Here is a 21,856-nt window from a genome sequence, read left to right on the forward strand (position 1 = left end):
CATTCCTTCATTTTCATATCGTAAAGAAGAGCATATAGGAGGCTGATGAACGTATGAGCACAGAACCTTTAAAACAACTTGATATGTGGATTCATCCTAAGGACCTGATTGAATTAAAAAAAGACATTTGGAACGATGAACCTGTTGAGGCGATTCTGAAAACAGGCCAAATCAAATCACATATTTATGCTTCATACCGCGGGTCACACATTAGAAAGCTTAAGAAAAAGTCCTATCAAATTGAATATCGAAAGCCAAAACAAAGACAAGGCGAATCCATCTTTCATTTAAATGCAGAGTACAATGACCCTTCTTTTATTCGAAACAGGCTGTCCTTTTATTTCTTCGAGCAGATGGGGGTGCTAAGCCCTGCTGCTTCTCATGTATTCCTGACCATTAACGGAAGAAAAGAGGGCATTTATTTAAAAATAGAATCCGTCGATGAGTTATTTCTTCAAAAACGGCAGCTATCAGGAGGCGGTATTTATTATGCAGTAGATGACGACGCTAATTTCTCCCTTTTGAGTTCGTTTGATAAAAAGCCCAAAAAGCATCTTCTTCTCGGGTACGAGAAAAAAACGGGTACATCAAGACATGACGAGCAACTGAGCGAATTTATTTACTTTCTCAACACAGCAACAGACGACGTATTTGCAGAAAAAATCGAGCAATACCTTGATGTGACACAATATTTCCGCTGGCTCATTGGTGTGGTGTGCACCCAAAATTTTGATGGCTTTGTTCATAACTACGCTCTTTATGTGAATGAACAAGGGAGATTTCAAGTGCTTCCTTGGGATTATGATGCGACATGGGGCCGTGACATCCATGGAGAAGAAATGGCGTTCGATTATATCCCAGTAAGCGGATTTAATACATTAACTGCTAGATTACTAGATATTCCTTCGTTCAAGAGAGCCTATTATGCTCTTTTCCAGCATGTACTAGATACGCATTTTTCACAGGACCGTCTCTGTCCAATCATCGAGAAATGGCATAACTCGATTGAGTACCGAATCGGGGACGATCCATATACGAAAGATCGAAAAGAAGTACTACAGTCAGAGAGAGAGTTAATCCGGCAGTATATCAACAAAAGACGACGTTATTTACAGGCTGAGATTAGAAAAGAGACATTTGGAACGTGAGGACAATTTCGAATTTTGTCACTTTATTACTCATATTGACGAAACAGCTTTTTTTATAGAAAAATAGGGTATACTAACCATATCCTTCTATTTGATAAAAAATGTGAGAGTTGGCGTCCGTTATGATCAATTATGAAATTGAACAAAAAAGATTACATTTAATTGAGACTGCAAAAAAATTCGGTATGAATGCTGAAGAAACCATCAGGTGCAGTCAAGAGCTTGACACACTCTTAAATAAAGGCATCAAATACACCTCTAAAGAATGCTCGAATAAAGGGTAAACCATACACCTAATTCCTCTCATCAAAAGCTTTTAAAAAGACAATCACACATTAAAAGACCCATCATAAGCTATGGTGAAACGCCCAAAAACAAAGCGCCCTAATTTTATAAAGGATGTGCACCGCTATGCCGGCTATTGTTGGAGCCTTTAAAGTAAATGCCGTCGGAACGAGCGGAGTCGTTCATGTTGGAGACTGCATCACCATTTCTCCAAATAGTCAGGTTAAAACGTTTGCTGGCGCAGGCAGTTTTAACACTGGTGATCAATTGCGCATCAGCAACTATAAGAGTGTAACAAATACGTACGACAGTGATGTCATTGATCAACCGCTTGTTGGTAACTTGTAAGGAGTGAGAATCCGTTGAACTTCTATATTAATCAAGCGATACAAATTAATTATTTACGCGTGGAGTCTGTGAGTAACTCATCTGTTCTGCAAATTGGGAGTGCTGGATCAATCAAGGCGCTTTCCAACCTGTATAACACAGGCAGCTACGTAGAATCAGCACCTGCCGCAGCAGGCTCACAAGGAATTGAAGAATCTCAAGGCGCAAGCACAGCACCTTTTGTACCGCTTCAGTCACCAACAACTTAAGTTCATCTGCAATCCCCGGAGGTGTATGTAAATGTATGACTATCAAAGCAACGCTTCACAAGTGTATGGCATCATTCAAAAACAAACACAGCAAATCATGATGCTTGAAAAAAGGCTTAACGAGCTTCAGCAGGAAATGCAAATGATCAAAGACAAACCGACAACGAATATTGAACGGATTGATTATCAATTTGATCAACTGAAAATCGAGCGGCTGGAAGGTACATTGAATATCGGCCTCAATCCATCTGATCCAAACAGTGTTCAAAATTTTGAAGTGGGCCAAACAACAACCCCGGGAATTGGAATGATGCAGCAAGAAATGGCTGATCAATTTTTCAATCAAACACGCCAGCTTGTCGATGCATTCTTAAATGAAGAAGCACCAGAACTTCTTGAAGAACTAGAGCAGCGATATGAAGGCTCTCTTGATGAAAGCAATAAACACCATATCATTGAGGACATTCGAAAACAAATTGACAGCAGGATCAAATACTATGCAGGACAGCTGCCACATCGTGAAGATATGACACCGCTGCAGCGTTCAGAGCAAATTGCTGAATATGTGAAGCATGATGTGAAGCGGGCGATTGAGCATTTTTTAGCCCATATTCCAAGTGAAACGAAAGGAGAGGAAAACGGATGAATTTCACAGTTGTCAACCGCAACATCGAGACCGGAAGCATTAAAGTAGTTGGGGTATCGTCCTCTTCCCTATTCATCATCGGGGACACAGACCATGTACAATTATCCTCGATTTTCGATACACCGCCAGAATCTCTTATCATTGGACCGTTTGTTCCTCTGGCACCTCGATAATGATTAAGCGCACATCTCAAGTGAAGTTCTCGAAGGTGAATTCTGTCGGGATTTCGAGTGTCGTTCAAATTGGTGATACACAGGAGCTATGCCCGAAGGTCAAGGTGTTAGCTGTTCAACGGACGCTTAGTTTGTTTTATGGCTATGAAGCAGAAAACTTAAATGCGAAAGAATTTGAAGTGTATTATGAGCCGATTCCATTGATGCTGCCAGAACGATCAGTTAGAACGGCATTTTACCATGAAAAGCCTGTGATTAAAGTTTCTTCGATACATGTAGAAGGGGTATCATCGTCCTCTGTCTATCAAATCGGTTCTACTTGTAGAATGAATGGCATAGCGCGAGTGAAGCATATTCGAGAGTTATTTAGCAACGACGAAAGTCCGCCAAACTCACAAGTGGACCTACCTGCGCATATGATGGTGATATGACTTCGAATAAAGGATGTCGATTATGCCAGCAATTGTCGGACCCATTTACATTAACTCTATTTCTGGAGGCGTCGTAAACGTCGGTGACTCATTTTACCTTTCGCCTAAAAGTTCGTCAAAATCTGCTTTAGGCTCTGGAGCGGGGAATACCGGAGATTTCTTGATATTAAATAATGGCATCAGCGCCACCAACTATGTGGATCCTGACTTAAATGATCAGAATATGGTAGGCAATGCATAAAGCGACTCCTCTATACCCATTTCATTTAGAGGAGTGCTTTTTTATGCTTATTTCTGTCTGCGTTGTCTCGATTTTTTTGTTTTGACCAGCTTGCTTGCCGGCTGTTTTCGAATCCATTTGATGTACGGAACAAGCTTTTCATCTTGTCTTAGCGCATCAAGCGTGTTCAAACGTGCGGCAAGCTCCTGGTTTGTAAAGAGGGCATGCACTTGTTTATGGCAAGGGATGCACAGGAAGGCAGTTGGTAAAAATGCCCCACCTTCTTCTCTTGGCGTTAAGTGATGTTCCGTGAGCAAGACATCTTGTCTTCCGCACAGCTCACATAATCCAATCGTTTGCTTTGCCACCCTGTCATCACCTCAACATTTACATTAATTCCATTGATACCGTTGTCCCTTTCCCGCTTGGATCTGCTGGATGGACAATCAGTTTCTTCGGCAGTCTCATCTTCAATTCTTCCACATGGCTGATCACGCCAACTGCTAAATTTTGAGACTGTAGTTTCTCTAGTGCCGTAATTACCGTATCCAACAAGTCTTGATCGAGTGTACCGAATCCTTCATCAAGGAAGAAGAATTGCAGCGGGAACTCACCTCTCAGCTGGATTTGTGCGGAAAGAGCAAGCGCAAGCGCCAATGACGTCAGGAAAGTTTCTCCGCCAGACAAGCTGGACACCGGGCGTCTGACACCGCCATTGGCATCATCACGCATCACAAAGCCACCTTCTGAGTCGACTTCAATTGCATACCTTTGTCTTGTCAAAATGCCAAGACGGGCTGATGCATCACGGCTGACACTTTCTAACTGTTCTTCTGCTAAGAACTCAACAAACGTATTCCCTTTAAAAACGGTTTGCAGCTTATCGAGCCGATCAATTTCTTGTTGCAGTACTTCCAAGCGTTCATGAATACTTGCAAAGCGCTGATGATTTTCTTCAATCACACGCAGGTGTTCATGTGCAGACCCGCTCATCACTGTCGCTTCTTCCAATTCCTTTTCTGCCGCTTCTTTTCTGAATTGAACATCTGTCCACTGCTCTTCATCTAGTGACTCATCTTTCAGCTGTTCAGAAATTCGCTTTAAGTTTGCAGCACATTGCTTTCTTTTATCCTCAAATACCTCAATTTCCTGTTTGACCGTATGACGTAATGCTTGATCCATGAAAGCAGACTCAATCTCCTCTGGCTTATGAAAAGGAGAAGACTCTGTTTCTTTTTGCCATGCTGCTTCAGCTTCTTGTTTTCGCCGGTTAGCCTCTTGGAGTTGACGCTCACTGCTTGAAAAATGGCTTTGCGCCTCACTAAACAGTTGCTGCGCATGCTTTAATTGCTGGTACGATTGCTGCTCTGTCTCATTTAGATGAGCAAGAGACTGTTCAACCTCGATGAGTTCATCAGAAATAGAGGCTGCTTTTAATGGATATCGTCCTATATCTGTTTCATATTGATGGATGAGCTTCTGCTGACTTTCTAGCTGATGCGCTAGTTTATCAAGCTCCTTCTCTACATCGTATATCGTTGTTTGCAGGTGCTCTTTTATCTGCTGTTTTTCTTCTAAAAACGAAATACTTTTCTCAATACGCTCTTTATAACCTTCTGCTTGTTGGTCCTTTTCATCTATTTGCTTTTGCATCTCTTGCACTTGGCTCAATGTAAAGCGCGGGAAAGCCTGCTCAAATTGTGTTGTTTGCTCTGAAAGCTCAGATTGAAGCTCCTTGATCAGCACCTCTAATTCTTGAATACGCTGCTGTTCAAATGTCAATTGCTCTTCCATTTTGCTCATCTCTGCTGCTTGATCATGGGTTTCATCCATTAAACGAGCACGTTTACGTTCAACTTCTTGAATATCTTGTTTCATGCCTTTCCATTCTTGAATCAGATGATGCAAGGACTGCGGATTTTGCACTGTTTCTACTGCTGCAGCTACTTCCGCACCGGGGGCTTTTTGAGATAAAAAGGCGAACTGCTTTACTAATTGATTGGCATGCGTTTCTAGCAGCTGCTTTGCTGCATACATGTCTCTAGCATATTCCTCTGCTTGCTTGAGCTCTTTGTCTATTCTTTGAATGACTTCATCGATTTGGGCAACAGTTTCTTCATGGTCATTGGCTATCGCAGCCTTTGGATCATGATGAATCGACCCACAAACGGGACATGGCTCACCATCTACTAGCTCTGCCGCTAATTCTTTTCTTAATTCTGCTGCCCTTACAGCATCACGCTGTTTTAATTTTTCGAGCTTCTGCTTTTGTTCTCTCTTACTCCATTCTGTAAGAGCTCGCTCAAATTCACATACATAAAAATAAAGTTGTTCAATCGCTTGAAACGATTGGTCTATTTTTTCATGAGAATCTTTTTGCTGTTTTTGAAGCTTTTCATAAGCTTCTGCAGCCTGTGAGGATCGCTTTTTTAGCTCCCCAATCTTTTGTTCTTCCTTTTGAATGCTCTGATTGATTCTTTGCACATTTTCACTTAAACGCAAAGCCTCCTGTACACTTTTCCGCTCTTTTACAGAGACTTGTAATTGCTCCAGCTCACGCTTCAGCTGTGTTTGTTTCGTCAGTGCACGCTCTAATAGAGATTGGAGATTCTCTGCTTCTGCTTTTTTTTGTATCAATTGCTGCGCTTTTTCATTTTTTTGCTGCTCTAGTCCCGTCTTTTCCTGAAGAGCCGCCTCTTTTTTCCGTTCAATTTCCTTTAACTGAATCAGCTGTTCTTTCTTTTGAAGAAGCGCTGGCTCAGTCTCTATTTTTTTCTGACGTGCTCGCTCATATTCCTGCGTCATTTGATCATAGATCGTTCGTTGATGAAGTAACTGTTTTTCTGCTTCCTGCTTCTCATTTGACGCTTGGGAAAGCTGCTGTTCAGCCTTTGTTAATGCATCCGCATAGGGCTTTAATGACTCTGCTTGCTCCGCGATGTTGAGTTGAGTTTTTTTCTCTTCCATCTTTGGCACCAACAGGTTGAGCTTGTTTTGTTCAGTCTCATACGCCTCTTGTTCTTTTTGATACTGCCAAATCGCTTGTGCCTTTGTAAAAGCAGTTAACGCTTCGTCCCGCATTTGTTTTTTCTCAAGAAAAATGACCTTTGCCTGCTCAGCGCCTTCCTTCGCTTTTGCTAATGCCTCTGGGCCAGCTTCTCCTAAACCATTCAGTTCAGCCAGCAGTTCATTTTTCTGCCCATACCGGTTCTGAGCCTTTGCACGCAAACGCTTAACGAGCTGATCACCATACTTTTCTAGATTAAACAAACGCTGAAGCATTTGGCGTCTATCGGCTCCTTTCAATGAAAGGAATTCAGCAAACTTCCCTTGTGGTAAGACAACCGCTCTCGTAAAGTCATCAATTGTTAATCCGAGTAATTCTTCTATTTTACGATTGACCTCACTCGCTTTATCTGCAAGAACTGTCTGCGTATCACTGATTTCAATCAGGCGGCATAATGACGTTCTGACTTTCATTTCATCTGCCCGCTTGAAAGCACGTTCGACTTTATAAGAAATGTGATGCTCCTTTTGCAAAGCGAATGTAAAGGAAACCGACAGTTTTTCTTCAGCTTGGTTCAAAATACCATGTGTATTATTTAACGCACGTTCGACTTTGCCATAGAGTGCTAGTGTCATGGCATCTAATATGGATGACTTTCCGCTTCCTGTCGGTCCAAAAATGCCAAACACACCCGCTTCACATAAAGAGCTAAAGTCAATGGTTTGTTCTTCTCTGAAGCTATGAAGTCCTTTAATGGTTAGCGTGATCGGCTTCAAGTCGCTTCCTCCTCTTGCATTTCATTGGCAAGCTCTAAAAACAGCTTGACTGTTTTTTCATCAGGCAGACCGCCACCTGTCTGACGCTCATAAAATTTCACGAACCGCTCTTCGATTGAGAGCTTTTCCACTTGTTTCCGTTCTTCCATTTGCTGTAATTCTTTGAACTTTGGTCTAATGTGGACAAAACCACTATGCTGCTTTCGGAGCTGATGGATCTCTTCAATGGACAGTTGATCTGTTAAATGAATCTCTAAATCAATCCAGGCATGAAGATCCCGTTTCTCATCTAGCCACTCGTGTACTTGACTCAGCCCCTCAGTCGCCTTCCATTTCACAAGTGGTTTACCGCTTGATAAAAACACTTCTTTCCAGCTTGCTTTTTCATTAGGCTTTGCATCTACAATGGTGACTGATTTGGCATAGCCTGACTCTGAAAAGCTATAAGCAAGCGGTGATCCAGAATAACGGGCAATCGTTTTGGCACGTTTGATTGTTTGCGGACGATGCAAATGACCGAGTGCGACATAACAAGCGGCCTCGGGCAGACTTTCAGCCGCAACAGTATATGCACCTCCTACTTCAATCGGTCTTTCTGAATCTGTTTGACTTCCTCCTGCCACATAAATATGGCTCGTTGCGATATTGACCGTATCAGCTTGGAATTGAGCACTTAAATGTTGAAACGCTTGTTGTATTTTTAAATTATAATGATCACGAAGCAGTTTCTCTTCAAATGTTTCAGCCAGCACCTCATTTAGCCTCGCCTCGGACGGATAAGCAAGTGCTGCAATGGATAGACGTTCACTTGAAGAAGGAACATTGACGCGGATGATGTCATTTGTCGGATAGCCAATTAAATGAATTCCCTGATCATTTGTTAAAGGAGATGCGGCTGATAAGCGATCCGGATTATCATGGTTACCTGAGATGACCACAACCTGACGCTTTCCTTTATCAGATAATGCAGATAGACTTTCATAAAAAAGCTGCTCTGCTCTAGCAGGTGGGTTCACTGTATCAAAGGCATCTCCAGCCATCACAATGACATCAATTTGTTCGTCTTTGACGATTTGATACAGTTCATCTAAAAACTGAGCTTGCTCGTCAAGCCGGCTTCGGCCTTCAAGGGTTTTCCCTAAATGCCAATCCGCCGTATGCAAAATCCTCATGTGATTCACCTCTCATTCCGATACATTTATAAAGAAATTTCTAAATTCCCATCAAAGAAATAGAGAATTTTCTCCTCTAATGTTCTGTTTGTTAAACGTTCTACTGCTGCTGCGTATAACGCTAATTGGGTTTCATAGCGCTTTTTCAAAATCGGTTCGGCAACCTCTAGTCCGCCTGAATATCTGCCTTGCACTCTATCTGTTTTATAATCAAGTAAATAAAGCTTTCCATCTGCTTCAAACAAACAATCAATCATTCCTTGAATAAGCACAGGTTCATCCTCTGCATCAATATGACTGTACACCTCTTTGACAGGTAAAATCATACTAAATGACACTTCTCGTTTCACCCAGTCCGCTTTCCGCAGTTTTTGACCAATAGAAGTAGAAAAGAAGGACATAATCCCTTCTCGATCAATAGACTGGATTTGCTCATCTGTTAGTAAGTCTCGCTGCTTTAAGGAATCGAGCAGCTGCTCTATACGAGATTCATCATAAGGCTCTTCTGAAGGAAGGGGAATGTGCTGCATGACTGTATGCATCGCAGTACCTTGTTCTGCTGCAGTGAGTGTTTTTTTCTTCATAAAAGCCGGCCTGTCATACAAGGTTGCACGAGCTTTTCGAATAGAAGCAGGAACACTGTACTCATCCTGTACTTCTTTCATCCTTTTAATCTCTGAGACAGACTGCTTTGTACCGACTTGTGAGGCCGCTACATATGGGTATTTCCATGAGAGTCTCTCGGCAACCTCCTCTTCATAATCACCATGTCCTTCAACAGGAAGACCTTCCATTAACGCTTGTACCACTTCGTCGTGCTGCTTCCTTTCAAGTGACACATCTTCTTTTAGAAGATCTGAGGCTTGAGTGAATGAGATGGTGAATGATGATGGATGCGAGAGAACAACATCGCCTGCTTCTTCTAAAATAGATGACATCGCTTGATGACGGATGAGAGCAGGTCCAATAAAATCTAAGTAAGTTTTGGCTTGGTATCGTTCAAAATCAGGGAGGAGCCACTCTTCTCCATTTGCGGCATTTTGCCATTTACTTAATGCTTTGATCTGATTTTTGACGGAGCCGACAAGAAATAATTTTTCCTTGGCCCTTGTAAGCGCCACGTATAGAACCCTTAGCTCTTCAGATAATAACTCTTTTCTCATCTTTTTTTTCATGGCCACAAGCGGTAATGTCGCATAACTAATTCTCAGCTCTGGATGAATATATTTGCTTCCAAAGCCTAGTTCTTTATCGAGCAAGTAGGACTGGTTTAAGTCCATCATATTAAAGTTCCTGCCGAGTCCTGCAGTAAAGACAACTGGAAATTCTAAACCTTTACTGCTGTGAATCGTCATCATACGAACAACGTCCTCTGTTTCACTGAACGTTTTCGCTGCTCCAAGATCATCTCCACGCTCTTGCATTCTTTCAATAAAACGAAGGAATCGAAACAGTCCTCTAAAGGCAGCCTTTTCATACTGCTTTGCTCGATCATAAAGAGCACGAAGATTCGCCTGCCTCTGCTTTCCACCAGGCATCCCGCCAACATAATCTACATACTGAGTATCGCGGTACACTTCCCAAATCAATTCTGCTACCGAGTGATTCATGGAGAAATCACGCCACTTACGCAGCAATTGGAAGAATCGCTCTAGTTTTTTGCATGTAGGGTGATCAGAATGGGTTACACTCATGAATGCCTTCACAGCATCATAATAAGTTCCTTTTTTATCACTCGTTCTAATAAGTGCCATTTCATTTTCATCTAAATGAACAATAGGTGATCTTAAAACAGCTGCAAGCGGGATATCCTGATATGGATTATCGATTACTTTTAACAGAGAAAGAATCACAGACACCTCTGTTGCTTCGAAATAGCCTGAGGAAAGATTCGCATACACAGGGATTCCCTGCTTCTTTAATTCCTCCATCATTTGCGGAGCCCACGGCATAGAGCGAAGCAAAATCACGATATCTCGATATTGCAAGTTGCGGGTCATTTGCTGTTTTGCATCGTACACTTGAAAAGGCTGTTCAACCAATTCTTTTATTTTCTTTGCAATGACCCTTGCCTCAAATTGCACAGTCTCTAGTTCTTCTCGTTCTTCATCACTTTCCGTTTCATGTTGATCTAGATGGACAAGGAGCATTTCTGTCGTTGTATCTTCGCTTTGCGGAAAACTGGCTCCAAGCTTTAATTCAGCTTGTTCATCATATTCAATTTCTCCAACTGTTTCCCCCATCAGCTGTTTGAACAGAAAGTTTGTACTGTCTAAAACATCAGATCGGCTTCGGAAGTTTTTATTTAAATCGATTCTTTTACCTGTGTCTTTGCTGTCTGTTTTAAATTGCTTATATTTATTTAAAAAGAGCATCGGCTCAGCAAGTCTAAACCGATAAATGGACTGCTTTACATCACCAACCATAAAAAGGTTGCCTTCTGCAGGAAGTTCCCCTTTAGACACAAGCTTTAAAATTGTTTCTTGTACAAGGTTTGTATCCTGATATTCATCAACAAGCACTTCTTCAAATTGCTGTTGATAGTATTTAGCTGCTTCTGTTTCGATCAGATTTCCTTCCGCATCCTGCTTCGCTAAAATCCGTAAGCAATAATGCTCTAAATCCGAAAAGTCTACGATTGATTTTTCTTGTTTTGCTCTTTCGAAACGTTCTCCAAATTGGATGACAAGCTCCACAAGGGTCTCAACAACTGGCTTCATTTCAGCCAAGCTTTTTAAATGCTGTGCAGGACTTCGCATAAAGTATTCATCTTTTAGCTTTTCTAATTGTTTTTTTGCTTGATTGCGTGCATCTGTGGCTTTTTCTAACAGAACAGGATCGTATTCGTCCCCTTTGCACGTCTTTAGCCTTTTAAAATTGATGTTCGGTAAGAGCTCATAGAGCTTTTCAAAATCATCTTGATGCCTGATTAATTCATTTACTTGCTCTAAATCATCTATAAAATTCTCTGCTCTCGGTGCTGGACCACCCGGCTCTTTCGATAGGGTAAGAGCCCGTTCGAGCAGCTCCTGACAGCTCCGGAAAACGAGAGAAAGATCCTCTTTGATATATGGATAAAACGGTAATTCTTCTACTTTTGTTTGTGCATCCACATCATAAAGAGAAAGGAATGCCCGCATCCATTGCTCAGGAGAAGGATGAGACCTAGAAAATTCATAAATTCTCTTCACGAGCCACTGCAAATCTAAGTCATGACGGTCAGATGTGTAACGATCAACTAATTCAAAAAATGCTGGCTTTCCAGCCTTATATTCATCTTCAAACAGCTCGTCTAACACTTCATCTCCTAATAATTCTCCTTCTGTTTGATCGGCCAAACGAAAGCCTGGATCAAGATCAATCTCATAGTAAAAGGTGCGCAGAACTTGTAAACAGAATGAGTGCAAGGTAGAAATGTTGGCACGGTTCATGAGTGACAGCTGTCTCCTCATATGAAGGGACCCAGGGTTTTTTGATAATTCCTTTTCAAGTGCTTCAGTGATCCGGTGCTTCATTTCTGCCGCAGATGCATTTGTAAAAGTCACAACGAGGAGACGGTCCACATCAACTGGTTGCTCAGGCCGTGTCATTTTTCGAATCAGCCGTTCAACCAAGACAGCCGTTTTACCTGACCCAGCCGCCGCCGCAACAAGGATATCTTGTCCTTCTGAAACGATGGCTTCCCATTGGTCATCTGTCCAAGTACTGTTATTCGGTTTTGGTATTTGCATACTGATCCCCTTCTTTTTTGATCCGGTCTATCATGACATCATCTTTGTCTGAAGTGAGCACCCGAAATTCATTATCCTCTATTAATTCATCAAACTGACAAATAGACTTGAATGAACAAAAACGGCAAGGTGTTTGATCCTTCAATTTATATGGATTAATTTCTACCTCACCATTTGTAATTCTTTCCCCTGCCTCTTCAAAAGTGCGTCGAACGTGTTTTGTGAGTATGTGGAAATGATCTTCACTTAAAACTGCAGAATCCGAACGGAAAGATCCATCCTTTTTCAAGCCCGCTTGAATGACTTGGGATCTTCCTGACTCAAGCGTTTGATCCATTAGTTTTACTGCTTCTACATCTTCAAGCAATAGACCCTTCATTTTGAATTTCTTGAATATTTCCTGCTCAATTTCATCCTCTGCGAGCGGAATAGTCGCTTGAATGAGCGGATCGTGAATATGGAAATATAAAATTCCAGCAGGAGTCGCCTCCATGCCTAGCCATTCTTTAGAATAAGTAATTGTGAGGTCTAAGTAAGTGAGCATTTGCAAGGCCAAGCCATAGTATACCTCTGCTAAATCAAGCCCTTTCTCGCTGGACTTATAGTCGACAATTCTCAAAAGCAGCCCCTTTGAACCTTCTGCTTTATCCACTCGGTCAATTCTTCCGACAAGCTCCATCGTGCAGCCATTTTTCAATTGAAAAGTAAACGGCGGCAGAGGCCCTTGACCTCCAAAACCTAACTCAAGCCCAATTGGAGAAAATCCACTCAATTTGGCATGTTCACTTAATATAGAAGAGACGCGAATCAGGATCTTCTGAAGCTTTTCTTTAATATAAGCATGCCGATTAGAGCTTAATAAAATTTCCTTTTGCAGACGCGGGGCAAGCTGTTCAATTGCATGTCTTGAGTAGGTGACACAATCTTCCTTCGTTAAGTTTTTCCAATCCTTTTTTTGCTCAATGAGCGTATCTGAAATATGTTTTAACGCTGAGTGAAACAGCTGACCGATATCGGGTGCTTCCAATTTGTAAAATTGTCGATCCTTTAGTTTTAACCCGTGGGAAGCAAAGTGAGAAAATGCACACGCATTGAATTTCTCCATCCTTGAAACACTGCCTTGAATATGATCACCGTAAAGCTCTTTTGTGACATTTGGCTTTAAGCGCTTCGCTCTATTTGTAAAAAACAAACTTGACATGATCTTTTTTGATACATCTCGATTGGGTGATGTCATTAAATTATTATATACACTCCACCATACGCCACTGATGGGATATTGATTGAGCCATTGCTGCAGCTGCGAGACAGTATAGGATAACGAGACATGCTCATTCGCTACAAATTTTAATTGATCCTTGTCATCCAGCTGTTCTGGATCTAACACATAAAGAGCATGCTGGTGATGTGGCATAAGCTCTTGGCAATACTTGATGAAAGTCGAAGGCAATAGAGAACGTCCTTCTTCATCTGAAGCTGAATAGGATAGATACAAATGATGGGATGGACTTGATAGCGATTGGTAAATTAAAAATTGCTCATCTAGCAGCCGTTCCTTTCCTGTTTCTGCTAGCTCTGCTCCTGCTCGCTTTAACCATTCCCGGTCATCCTCAGACAATACACTTTCATCAGAAGGCCGCGCCGGAATAACGCCATCATTTACACCAATGATAAACGTGCACTTCACTTGATACATTCTGGATAAATCCATACTTCCGATAAATACTTGATCGAGTGAAGGCGGAATCAAAGCGAACTTTAGAGATGCTAGACCTGTATCCATCATCTGTTGGAATAAAGGAAATGAGAGCTCCTCTTCTCCGAGCATTTCAACAAATTCATCCATTAGTTGAACAATAGCACCCCATACTTGTCCATGCTGCATCGCTTCAGCTAATCTACCTGCTTCTTCAGCCTCAAGCCTTGCCTTTTCAAGCTTTTCCGGCACTTGTATTTCCTCTAGAAAGACATAGATGGCCTCCACCATGTCCCTCACTTTTTGTGCTTTTTTCAATCTTTTTTGCAATTGAAAAAGAGGGGGAACAATCCATTCTTTTACGTCATTCAGCATTTGTTCCATTTCAATTTCTTGATCTGTTTGTCCAAAATCTTCATCTAATGATTGGAATCGCCTGTAATGAAAACGTGAGCCGTTTGTCCAGCGCTCCCCTTTTACACCATAAGCAATACAATAGTTTTCAAGCTGATCTGCCTGTTCTCTCGCTTTGTTTTTGGCGAGTTCTAGCGGAAATAGGAACTCTGTTTTCACACAGCGAAACACCGCTTCATACCGCCAGTTCCCTTTTATGACATCCATGCTCGAACGAATCAATTCAATGAGCGGATGATACTGCATCGATTCATTTCCATCAATAAAAAAAGGAATATCATAATCTCGAAAAACCTCTTTTAACGTATCTTTATAGTCGTCTACATGTCTTGCAACAATCGAAATATCTCGAAACCTAAAGCCTTCCTCCCTCACTAAATCAAGAATGTCTCTCGCTACTCCCTCAATTTCAGCCCGTTTGTTTGCACTTTTAGATACTGTGAGATGAGGCGTTTTTTCTTGATACGGCTGCTGCGGTCTCTGCTCATATTGGTTTTCTAAATAAGCTAGATCTGGTGTATGTAGATGCCGCTTATTTCCCTCCAAAATGTTCTCAGAAATGGCCGCTCCACACTCTTTGGCAAGCTGATAGAGCTGAAAATACGTTTTACCAGTCATACGAAATAAATCAAGTTCATTCGGCTGCTTGTCATGATATGAACGATCTACTGTGAAAGCAGCGGTTATTTTTGTGGCATGCAGCAAAAGCTGCTCAATGACGAGAAGCTGCTGTGGGGTAAACTGATAAAAGCCATCTATATAAATATGCGCTCCTTTTAGTTCATCAGATAAAGGAATTTGCTGCGTGAGAAGTGTCAAATAATCTTCTGAGTGCACATATTCATCTTGTAAATGCTGCTCCATCTGCTGATAAAGAACATGCAGATCATGCAGTTTTTCGGCTGCCCGTCTTTCTTCTGTATACTCTGAATGCATGCTGGACGCTGAAATTTTTTCAATATCCTCCGGTAACATGCAGTACCTTTTGAATTCAGCCATCGTTTTTTCTATTTGCTCAACAAATCCCGGCTTATCACTCGCTTTTTTGAATACTTTAAACTTTTCTTTCTGCTCTTCAATCACTTTTCTTAAAAGCATTTGAACCCCTGTGCTTGTAACAAATTGCCGGTTTGCTCCGCCAGTCTGCTGTAAAATAGACCAAGCAAGACGAGTGAAACTAAATACTTTGGCCCTGATCATTCCGCCAGCTTCAGACGTTTTTGCAAGCTCATATTCCATTAAAAATGTCATTTGATCCGGGACTAAAAAAATGATTGGCGGACCCAACGGATCAAGCCGAAGCTGTTCTTTCATCTCCTCTAAGATTGCAGTCGTTTTTCCACTCCCCGATCTGCCTGCTAAAAACTGAATCTCCACGTTCCACAACACCTTTCTTATGTACTCATATTCTAGCGAAAATAAAGGTAAATAGCTATTTTCCTATCACGTTCCCTTTCTCCCTCTTTATTGAAAAGAAATAGGCACCTTTCCTAGCTCTTTTCATATCATAAACCATCATGATCTAAAAGGAGGCTGGCAATATCATGTATTACGGTTACTATGACTACTCGCCCTATGACATGCGCCAAAACACAAGAATCATTTCAGACCTTGAGAAGGCTCTTAATGGTGAATATTCTGCGATCCAATGCTACGAAAAACTTGCCCAAAAAGCAAAAAATCCTGAGGCGAAAAAGATCATTCAAGAAATACGCCAGGATGAAGTCAGACACTATCAACTTTTTTCAAAACTATACTATTCTTTAACTGGTAAAAACCACAAACCAAGCATAACAGAACCTTGTCCAGATCAATTCAGAGAAGGGCTTATGTTTGCCTTTAAAGACGAACAAAAAACGGTCGATTTTTACTTAAGCGTATCAGACTATGTCCGTGATCAAGGAACAAAAGAGCTAATGAAACGTATCGCACAAGACGAACAGCAGCATGCTGTATGGTTTTTATATCTTATAACGCACCATGTGTCTTAGATAGTTCTATTTTAATAGGAGATCATACGTTCCGTCAAAAAATGAAAATGCCTTTTTGTTCACTCAACATGTGAAATAAAGTGCTATCATCAACAAAAACTCTCTTACCTTTCGCTTTTTCAACCGAGAAAACGACGATTTGACCAACAAAAAACTCCTCTACCACAAAAGGCAGGAGGAGTTTTTTTATGATATTTTAATGAAATTTTGCTTCATTGCTTTGCTGCTGATGTTTTAATAACCCATCAATTGACAGTACCTTACTTCCGCTAAGCGTCAAATAAAGCGCCATGACCAATAAAGAAAGTTCAAATTCATAACCGCCAACAAATCCTCTAGAAAAACCAACTGTTATAATCGCCACAGCCATAATTGGCACAAATAAAGCTGCGAAAATACGTGTTCCTAGACCTAAAATCAGGGCTATTCCACCGACTAGCTCAATTGTCTTCACAATATAGGCCATAAATTCCGGCACACCGATTTGACCAAAGAATGCAGCTGTACCCCCTAGGCCTCCTTGATATGCCTGAAGCCCATGTAAAAAGAAAATGATACCTAGGATAACGCGTACGAAAAGTGTTCCTATTTCTTGATTCGTTTTCATATAGTGATTTCCTCCTGTTTTTACACTACATAATGTAATGTGAATAAGTAAAAAAAATTAGTAATTTAGGTTGAGCATAATCATTAAGACCACCATGAGAATGGCGGATGTCACGATTGGAATAAGTGGTACATTGAAAGGTATATTGTATGTTGGGTTTAAGATCTTTTGTATTCTTAAATTTAACGCCCGATCTCCAAAGGACACCGCAAACTTCGTTTGTTTTTGAAACTGGGTTCTCTTTTTAATGAGTTTCAAAAGGGCTTGCCCCACTCCAAGCTCCGTACCTGTCTGCCGAATAGCATAGTCATCTGCAATCACTTCACGAAAAACAGAGTAACTTTGTCTCATATGCTTTAACACTGGAATGTACCAAATCACTTTTGTGAGCATTGAAAAAGCGAAAGACTTTAAAGGGTCATAGCTGTATTTGTGATGCAATTCATGATGAACAACAGCATCAATTTCCCCTTCATCAAGCATGTCCATAAGTGCCGTTGATAAGTAAACCTTTGGATGAAGCATCCCCATTGCAAAAGCAAGTGGTTCATGACAATGAAAAACAATGATGTCGTTTGCATATTTCTCTGATAGAAAATCGGTCGTTTCCTGATCGACTGCCATCATCATATTTCCCTTGAATTGGATATACTTTCTGATTTGCTTCGTCATATAGAAAGCCGCAAATCCCAATGTGTAGAGAACTAAAGCATCTAGAAAATATTTTAAAGGAGTGAAACCGTAGAATTCGAGAACAGACTGGCACACATGGATCAGGTTATATGCTTGATTCCAGCCAAAAAAGCTCGAGAGCACATAATAACCCATCTGATAAAAAATCACTAAACCAATCAATATACCGCCTAAAAACAGCAGACTCGACTTCATTTTATTCATTTTGCTGCTCCTCTTTTTTTGATGCAAGCCTTGCTTCAAGTATTTTGAGTAATTCAGGATCAGCACTTTCAATCGCATCCACCATATGATTCACTGCCAGTGGACCGAAATCGTCCATCAGCCCTTGCGTAATCCACTTTGTTTGCTCATTTAGAAATTCTTCTTTTGTTAAAATGGGATTATAAATAGATGAACGCCCTTTTGTTTTCTTTTCCACAATTCCTTTTTCGGTTAAGCGATTCAGCACAGTCATCACCGTGTTGAAATTAATCGGCTTCTCATTTGACAGCTTCTGCTGTACTTCTTTAATCGGCATATCCTCGCCTTGATAAAGGATCTCCATAATCCTTCCCTCTAAAGGACCAAAAAAACGATTCAATCCCTTTTCATTATATTTAAAAGAAGGAATTTTCATGTCATCACCTCACACTAAGCATTGTAGTGTAATTGAAAATGATAGTCAACTGATAACAAAAATAGGGGAAAATCGTTGTGTATTGTTTTTGTTTTTGGTAAAAATGATCTCTTTATTTATATAAATTCGATATTTTCACATGAAGATAAATGGAGCCTATTAATGATAAGATAATCTTATGAAAATGGTAAAAAAATTCGTATTTTATTTATAGAGACTTTTGTATTATAGTGAACATAACAACATTTCACTTACTGAACAAACATATAGGAAGAAGGTTTACATGTGATGAAACAAGGAAACAGCCTTCGAACTGATCTGATTCTGATCGCGATAAGCGGTTTGGGTGGATTTCTTTTGTCTTTAACAGGAATGTCTATTGGCTGGATGGTCGGTACGTTAATCACAGCTGCATTTATTGCCATGCGCCGCCCCACCCTGTTTCAGCGTAAAGAAAACAACACCTTACGTATTCATAGCAGATGGCTACTCCTTGGTCAATTCATTCTCGGAATCGAACTTGGACAGAAAATGAACATGAAAGTCCTTCACATTTTCGCTGACAATTGGCTTCCTGTGAGTTTCATGCTCGTCTTTTCTATTCTACTAGCGATGCTCTCTGGCTTTCTCTTATGGAAGCTGAGCAAAACAGATATGCTCACCAGCTTTGTCGGAACTGCACCAGGCGGTCTATCCGCGATGCCAGGGATTGCCCAAGAAGTTGGAGCAAATACAGCTGTTGTGAGTCTCGTGCAAACGATACGTGTTTTAATGGTTGTACTCACCATCCCATTTATGGTGTTCTATTTAAATACAAAAAGCCAATCTGGTACGGCTATAGCAGCACAGGGCAGCGCCTTCTCATCAGGCGTTTTCACCCTATCAAATATCTCTTGGACTGCTGCGCTCATCTTAGGTGCCTGGCTCATGTCACGCCTAGCGGTTCGCCTTCATTTCCCTGCCCCTTGGCTGATCGGCAGCATGTTAGGGGTCGCAGCCCTTCAAGTAGGTGCGGGTGCGCTCACAGGTCATGATTTGATTCCTTATTGGCCAGCACAAGCCAATATTGCGTCACAGGTATTTCTAGGTGCAACCATCGGGTCAAAAATGAATAAACAGATGTTTGTTGGGCTAAAAAACACCTTAATAGTGGCCATCGTCAGCTCAGCCGGGCTCATTGCTGCGACTGTTCTCAGTTCAATTGCGATAGCAGAAATCACAGGTATTTCTGTCATTACAGCCATTCTTGCTTTTTCGCCTGGCGGGATTGCAGAAATGGCGACAACAGCAGTCACACTTCATGAGGATTCCACCTTTGTTGTCGCTGTACAAGTCGTCAGAATCATTCTTGTGATTGCCATGCTGCCACCGTTTTTTCGATTCTTACATCATTTCTGGGCAAAAAGACAGACTGATTATAAAGCTGCAAAATAAAAAGAGACGCTTTGCATGAGCAGAGCGCCTCTTTTTTATTCATCGTTATTCCTCTTTACACCGACTACTTGGTCCTTTGAGATCGTCCCAAAATGCCGGCTGTCAAAGCTATGTATTCGGTTATCTCCGATGACGAAGTAATGATTTTTTTGTATTTTATCGTGTCCTGTGATGGCTTTCAGCTGAAAATCTCCTGTCAGGACGTTCCCCATTTTATGTTTTTTCTGCTCTTTTAAGTATGGTTCTTTCCACTTTGCACCGTTGACAAATAGCTGATCATCTTCATACTTGATCTTTTCTCCTGGAAGCCCAATGACCCGCTTGATCAAAATTTGATTTTTAGGTCCATGAAATAAAACGTAATCAAACCGGCTAATTTTCGTGAGTTTTGGCGAGAACTTATTGATTAATAATTCTGTTCCATCTGTAAATGTCGGGTCCATACTAACCCCTTCTACTTTGTACGTGACAAACATGAAATTCTTTACTTGGAACAATAAGACGATGCATGTAATAATCATCAACCATAGCAATGGCTTCTTTTTCATTAAGAGCCTCCTTTGTCCTCACGCTTGCTCATTCGAATGTTCAACCTATTCTCTACTCTCTTTCCAACATACCATAATAAAGCGATAACTAGAACCGCAAAGACACTTCTTAACGGATTCTTTACTAAAGCAGAAAGATCATAGCCAATGAAACTAATGATCAAAAGCATGACACACTTACCTGATAAAGCGGCTAATGAAAATTGCCAGATGCTAATTCTTGATAGGCCTGCTACTACATTGACGGCAGCAGAAGGTGTGAAAGGAAAGCAGAGTAAAATAAATAACGGACCAAACCCCCGCTTTTCCACCCAAAGCATCAATTTCTTAATGGAAGGGTGTCTGCTGATAAAGTTCAGCATTCTCATCTGCCCAAATTTTCTGATCAGTACAAAGACAAGGATAGACCCTGCGCTTGCACCGATCCAGGTCAATAAAAAGCCTTCCCAAAGGCCGAACGCATTTGCATTTGCCACAGCAAACACAACAAGAGGTAAAAACGGTAGAAATGCTTCTATTAAAGGGAGCAATATGGCCACAATTGGTCCAAAGGCCTTATAGCTCTCAAAAAATGATGTGATATTTTCATGAGTAAAGACGGAAAGAAATGATGGCAACTTATTTGACTCCTTCAAGGTTTGTCTACTTTTCATTTTACATGGAAAACATAAAAATATACAAATAAATCCCTCTCCATCCCCCCTTGAGATTCTTTGACTCATCCGATATAATAAACAAGAACAAACGTTCTATTTATAAAGAAAGCAGGCATGGATATGACAAGACTATCAACAATACAACTTCAGATGATGGAACAGGCCATCTTTCTTCCAATGGTCATCTCCATCCTCAATCGTGATTTGACACACTTAAAAGAACACCAAACATTTAAACTTAATGAACCATATATTCAGCTTGTTACCTCTGCGTTAAAGGAAGCACAGAAAGCACTTTATGAACTGAAGCAGCATTTACGTAAAGAAAAAATGAAGGTACAGCAAATTGAACACGATGAAGGGTTTACGACGTATTTATTTATCATGAATGGCTATGAAGAAAAGCATAAATACTTTAATCCACGTATACGACATCGTGTAGAGGAACTGCTTACTCGATATTTTCTCCATCAAGAAAAATAAAAATGGTTATATTTTACAAAAACAAAGGAAACCTTCGATTTTTGGCGAATTGATCAATATACCAAAAATTAGGGGGTTTCAAAAAGATGATCAAAAAAATAGCAGCATTCACTTTAGCAGCAGGATTACTTGTGCCAAGCGCAGTTTCTGCAACAGAACCACTACAAGCAGGAAAACAGGAACCAGCAGCAACGGCACAATTTACAAGTGTAGCCTACACAACGGTTTCCATCGTTGGAAAACGAGTGAAGTTTGAAGTAAAGGCACTGGAAAATCATTTTAATTCAAATTTTTATCAACGCATCGCTTGGACGAGTAATGATGAAGAACCGAGTGTATTCAATGATAATATTTTATCTGTCATTGTCGCTAAAAAAACCGGTCAGGCTTATCAAGTCACTTCATACGAAACGCTCATCTCAGTGAAGGACAAGATTGAATCAGGTCAAAAAGTGTACGGCTGGGCGCTTGCTTTAAATGGCGTGTGGTACCCAACGATGCCTGCAACCCTCTACTATTAAAAGAAAAAA

22 protein-coding genes are annotated in these 21,856 nt (G+C 40.9%); 12 read left to right on the forward strand and 10 right to left on the reverse strand.

All coding sequences use genetic code 11. The features are described from left to right. Window positions 1–53 precede the first annotated feature (53 nt). The 8 genes from C6W18_RS12780 to C6W18_RS12815 all read left to right on the forward strand — a co-directional run bounded on the left by C6W18_RS12780 (window position 54) and on the right by C6W18_RS12815 (window position 3,520). Window positions 54–1,148 carry a CotH kinase family protein gene (locus C6W18_RS12780; protein WP_105927790.1) on the forward strand — a complete coding sequence of 365 codons (1,095 nt, stop codon included), beginning with the start codon at window positions 54–56 and terminating at the stop codon, window positions 1,146–1,148. 122 nt (window positions 1,149–1,270) lie between these two features. Then, a complete protein-coding gene (locus C6W18_RS12785; protein ID WP_008355160.1) occupies window positions 1,271–1,432 on the forward strand; it encodes an aspartyl-phosphate phosphatase Spo0E family protein in 162 nt (53 codons plus the stop codon). A 127-nt stretch (window positions 1,433–1,559) separates the two neighbouring features. Continuing rightward, on the forward strand, window positions 1,560–1,781 hold the full coding sequence (locus tag C6W18_RS12790) for a spore germination protein (protein ID WP_003211745.1): 222 nt from the start codon (window positions 1,560–1,562) through the stop codon (window positions 1,779–1,781). A gap of 14 nt (window positions 1,782–1,795) precedes the next feature. After that, a complete protein-coding gene (locus C6W18_RS12795) occupies window positions 1,796–2,029 on the forward strand; it encodes a spore germination protein GerPB (RefSeq protein ID WP_034323585.1) in 234 nt (77 codons plus the stop codon). 31 nt (window positions 2,030–2,060) lie between these two features. Then, window positions 2,061–2,675 (forward strand): spore germination protein GerPC, encoded by a 615-nt coding sequence (locus tag C6W18_RS12800; protein ID WP_034323587.1) that lies wholly within the window; start codon window positions 2,061–2,063, stop codon window positions 2,673–2,675. Then, window positions 2,672–2,848: a germination protein GerPD gene (locus tag C6W18_RS12805; protein WP_003210893.1), complete on the forward strand. Its 177-nt coding sequence runs from the start codon at window positions 2,672–2,674 to the stop codon at window positions 2,846–2,848. Before C6W18_RS12800 ends, C6W18_RS12805 begins: the two co-directional genes overlap by 4 nt. Next, complete coding sequence (locus C6W18_RS12810) at window positions 2,848–3,279, forward strand: spore germination protein GerPE (protein ID WP_105927791.1); 432 nt, start codon at window positions 2,848–2,850, stop codon at window positions 3,277–3,279. Before C6W18_RS12805 ends, C6W18_RS12810 begins: the two co-directional genes overlap by 1 nt. A 22-nt stretch (window positions 3,280–3,301) precedes the next feature. Then, window positions 3,302–3,520 (forward strand): spore germination protein, encoded by a 219-nt coding sequence (locus C6W18_RS12815; RefSeq protein WP_003211468.1) that lies wholly within the window; start codon window positions 3,302–3,304, stop codon window positions 3,518–3,520. 47 nt (window positions 3,521–3,567) lie between these two features. Here the strand turns inward: C6W18_RS12815 and C6W18_RS12820 are convergent, their stop codons facing one another. From C6W18_RS12820 to addB, 5 genes are read right to left on the reverse strand one after another with little or no spacing between them, the layout of a single operon-like run. Further along, the gene (locus tag C6W18_RS12820) at window positions 3,568–3,867 is read right to left on the reverse strand and encodes an HNH endonuclease family protein (RefSeq protein WP_034323589.1); all 300 of its coding nucleotides are present in this window, start codon (window positions 3,865–3,867) and stop codon (window positions 3,568–3,570) included. A gap of 19 nt (window positions 3,868–3,886) precedes the next feature. Then, window positions 3,887–7,282, reverse strand: a complete 3,396-nt coding sequence (sbcC, locus tag C6W18_RS12825) for an exonuclease subunit SbcC (RefSeq protein WP_105927792.1) — start codon at window positions 7,280–7,282, stop codon at window positions 3,887–3,889. After that, window positions 7,279–8,454: an exonuclease subunit SbcD gene (gene sbcD, locus C6W18_RS12830; protein WP_105927793.1), complete on the reverse strand. Its 1,176-nt coding sequence runs from the start codon at window positions 8,452–8,454 to the stop codon at window positions 7,279–7,281. Before sbcD ends, sbcC begins: the two co-directional genes overlap by 4 nt. Before the next feature lie 26 nt (window positions 8,455–8,480). Continuing rightward, window positions 8,481–12,185, reverse strand: a complete 3,705-nt coding sequence (gene addA, locus C6W18_RS12835) for a helicase-exonuclease AddAB subunit AddA (protein ID WP_105927794.1) — start codon at window positions 12,183–12,185, stop codon at window positions 8,481–8,483. Continuing rightward, window positions 12,163–15,672: a helicase-exonuclease AddAB subunit AddB gene (gene addB, locus C6W18_RS12840; RefSeq protein WP_105927795.1), complete on the reverse strand. Its 3,510-nt coding sequence runs from the start codon at window positions 15,670–15,672 to the stop codon at window positions 12,163–12,165. Before addB ends, addA begins: the two co-directional genes overlap by 23 nt. Window positions 15,673–15,839: 167 nt before the next feature. Between addB and C6W18_RS12845 the strand changes: the two genes are divergently transcribed. Further along, window positions 15,840–16,286: a ferritin-like domain-containing protein gene (locus tag C6W18_RS12845; RefSeq protein ID WP_105927796.1), complete on the forward strand. Its 447-nt coding sequence runs from the start codon at window positions 15,840–15,842 to the stop codon at window positions 16,284–16,286. 196 nt (window positions 16,287–16,482) lie between these two features. On the opposite strand, the gene C6W18_RS12850 is transcribed toward C6W18_RS12845, so the two are convergent. Genes C6W18_RS12850 through C6W18_RS12860 form a run of 3 tightly spaced genes read right to left on the reverse strand, consistent with a single transcriptional unit; the run spans window position 16,483 to window position 18,205 of the window. After that, the gene (locus C6W18_RS12850; protein WP_034323605.1) at window positions 16,483–16,893 is read right to left on the reverse strand and encodes a DoxX family protein; all 411 of its coding nucleotides are present in this window, start codon (window positions 16,891–16,893) and stop codon (window positions 16,483–16,485) included. 57 nt (window positions 16,894–16,950) lie between these two features. Then, complete coding sequence (locus tag C6W18_RS12855) at window positions 16,951–17,790, reverse strand: M56 family metallopeptidase (protein WP_034323607.1); 840 nt, start codon at window positions 17,788–17,790, stop codon at window positions 16,951–16,953. Further along, window positions 17,783–18,205 carry a BlaI/MecI/CopY family transcriptional regulator gene (locus C6W18_RS12860; RefSeq protein WP_034323609.1) on the reverse strand — a complete coding sequence of 141 codons (423 nt, stop codon included), beginning with the start codon at window positions 18,203–18,205 and terminating at the stop codon, window positions 17,783–17,785. Before C6W18_RS12860 ends, C6W18_RS12855 begins: the two co-directional genes overlap by 8 nt. A gap of 288 nt (window positions 18,206–18,493) precedes the next feature. On the opposite strand from C6W18_RS12860, the gene C6W18_RS12865 reads away from it, so the two are divergent. Further along, entirely contained in the window at window positions 18,494–19,639 is a 1,146-nt protein-coding gene (locus tag C6W18_RS12865) for an AbrB family transcriptional regulator (protein ID WP_105927797.1), read from the forward strand. Between the two features lie 35 nt (window positions 19,640–19,674). On the opposite strand, the gene lepB is transcribed toward C6W18_RS12865, so the two are convergent. Together lepB and C6W18_RS12875 are read right to left on the reverse strand one after the other, a co-directional pair. Further along, window positions 19,675–20,187, reverse strand: a complete 513-nt coding sequence (gene lepB / locus C6W18_RS12870) for a signal peptidase I (protein ID WP_034323614.1) — start codon at window positions 20,185–20,187, stop codon at window positions 19,675–19,677. Continuing rightward, window positions 20,187–20,804 (reverse strand): TVP38/TMEM64 family protein, encoded by a 618-nt coding sequence (locus C6W18_RS12875; protein WP_105927798.1) that lies wholly within the window; start codon window positions 20,802–20,804, stop codon window positions 20,187–20,189. The genes lepB and C6W18_RS12875 overlap by 1 nt, the downstream gene beginning before the upstream one ends. Window positions 20,805–20,963: 159 nt before the next feature. Between C6W18_RS12875 and C6W18_RS12880 the strand changes: the two genes are divergently transcribed. After that, a complete protein-coding gene (locus C6W18_RS12880) occupies window positions 20,964–21,326 on the forward strand; it encodes a YhjD family protein (RefSeq protein WP_034323617.1) in 363 nt (120 codons plus the stop codon). Window positions 21,327–21,412: 86 nt separating this feature from the next. Beyond that, window positions 21,413–21,847 (forward strand): hypothetical protein, encoded by a 435-nt coding sequence (locus tag C6W18_RS12885; RefSeq protein WP_034323620.1) that lies wholly within the window; start codon window positions 21,413–21,415, stop codon window positions 21,845–21,847. The last annotated feature ends 9 nt before the right edge of the window (window positions 21,848–21,856 follow it).

Source organism: Bacillus sp. LLTC93 (assembly GCF_002993125.1).
In the GTDB taxonomy this organism is placed as follows: domain Bacteria; phylum Bacillota; class Bacilli; order Bacillales; family Bacillaceae; genus Bacillus; species Bacillus zhangzhouensis.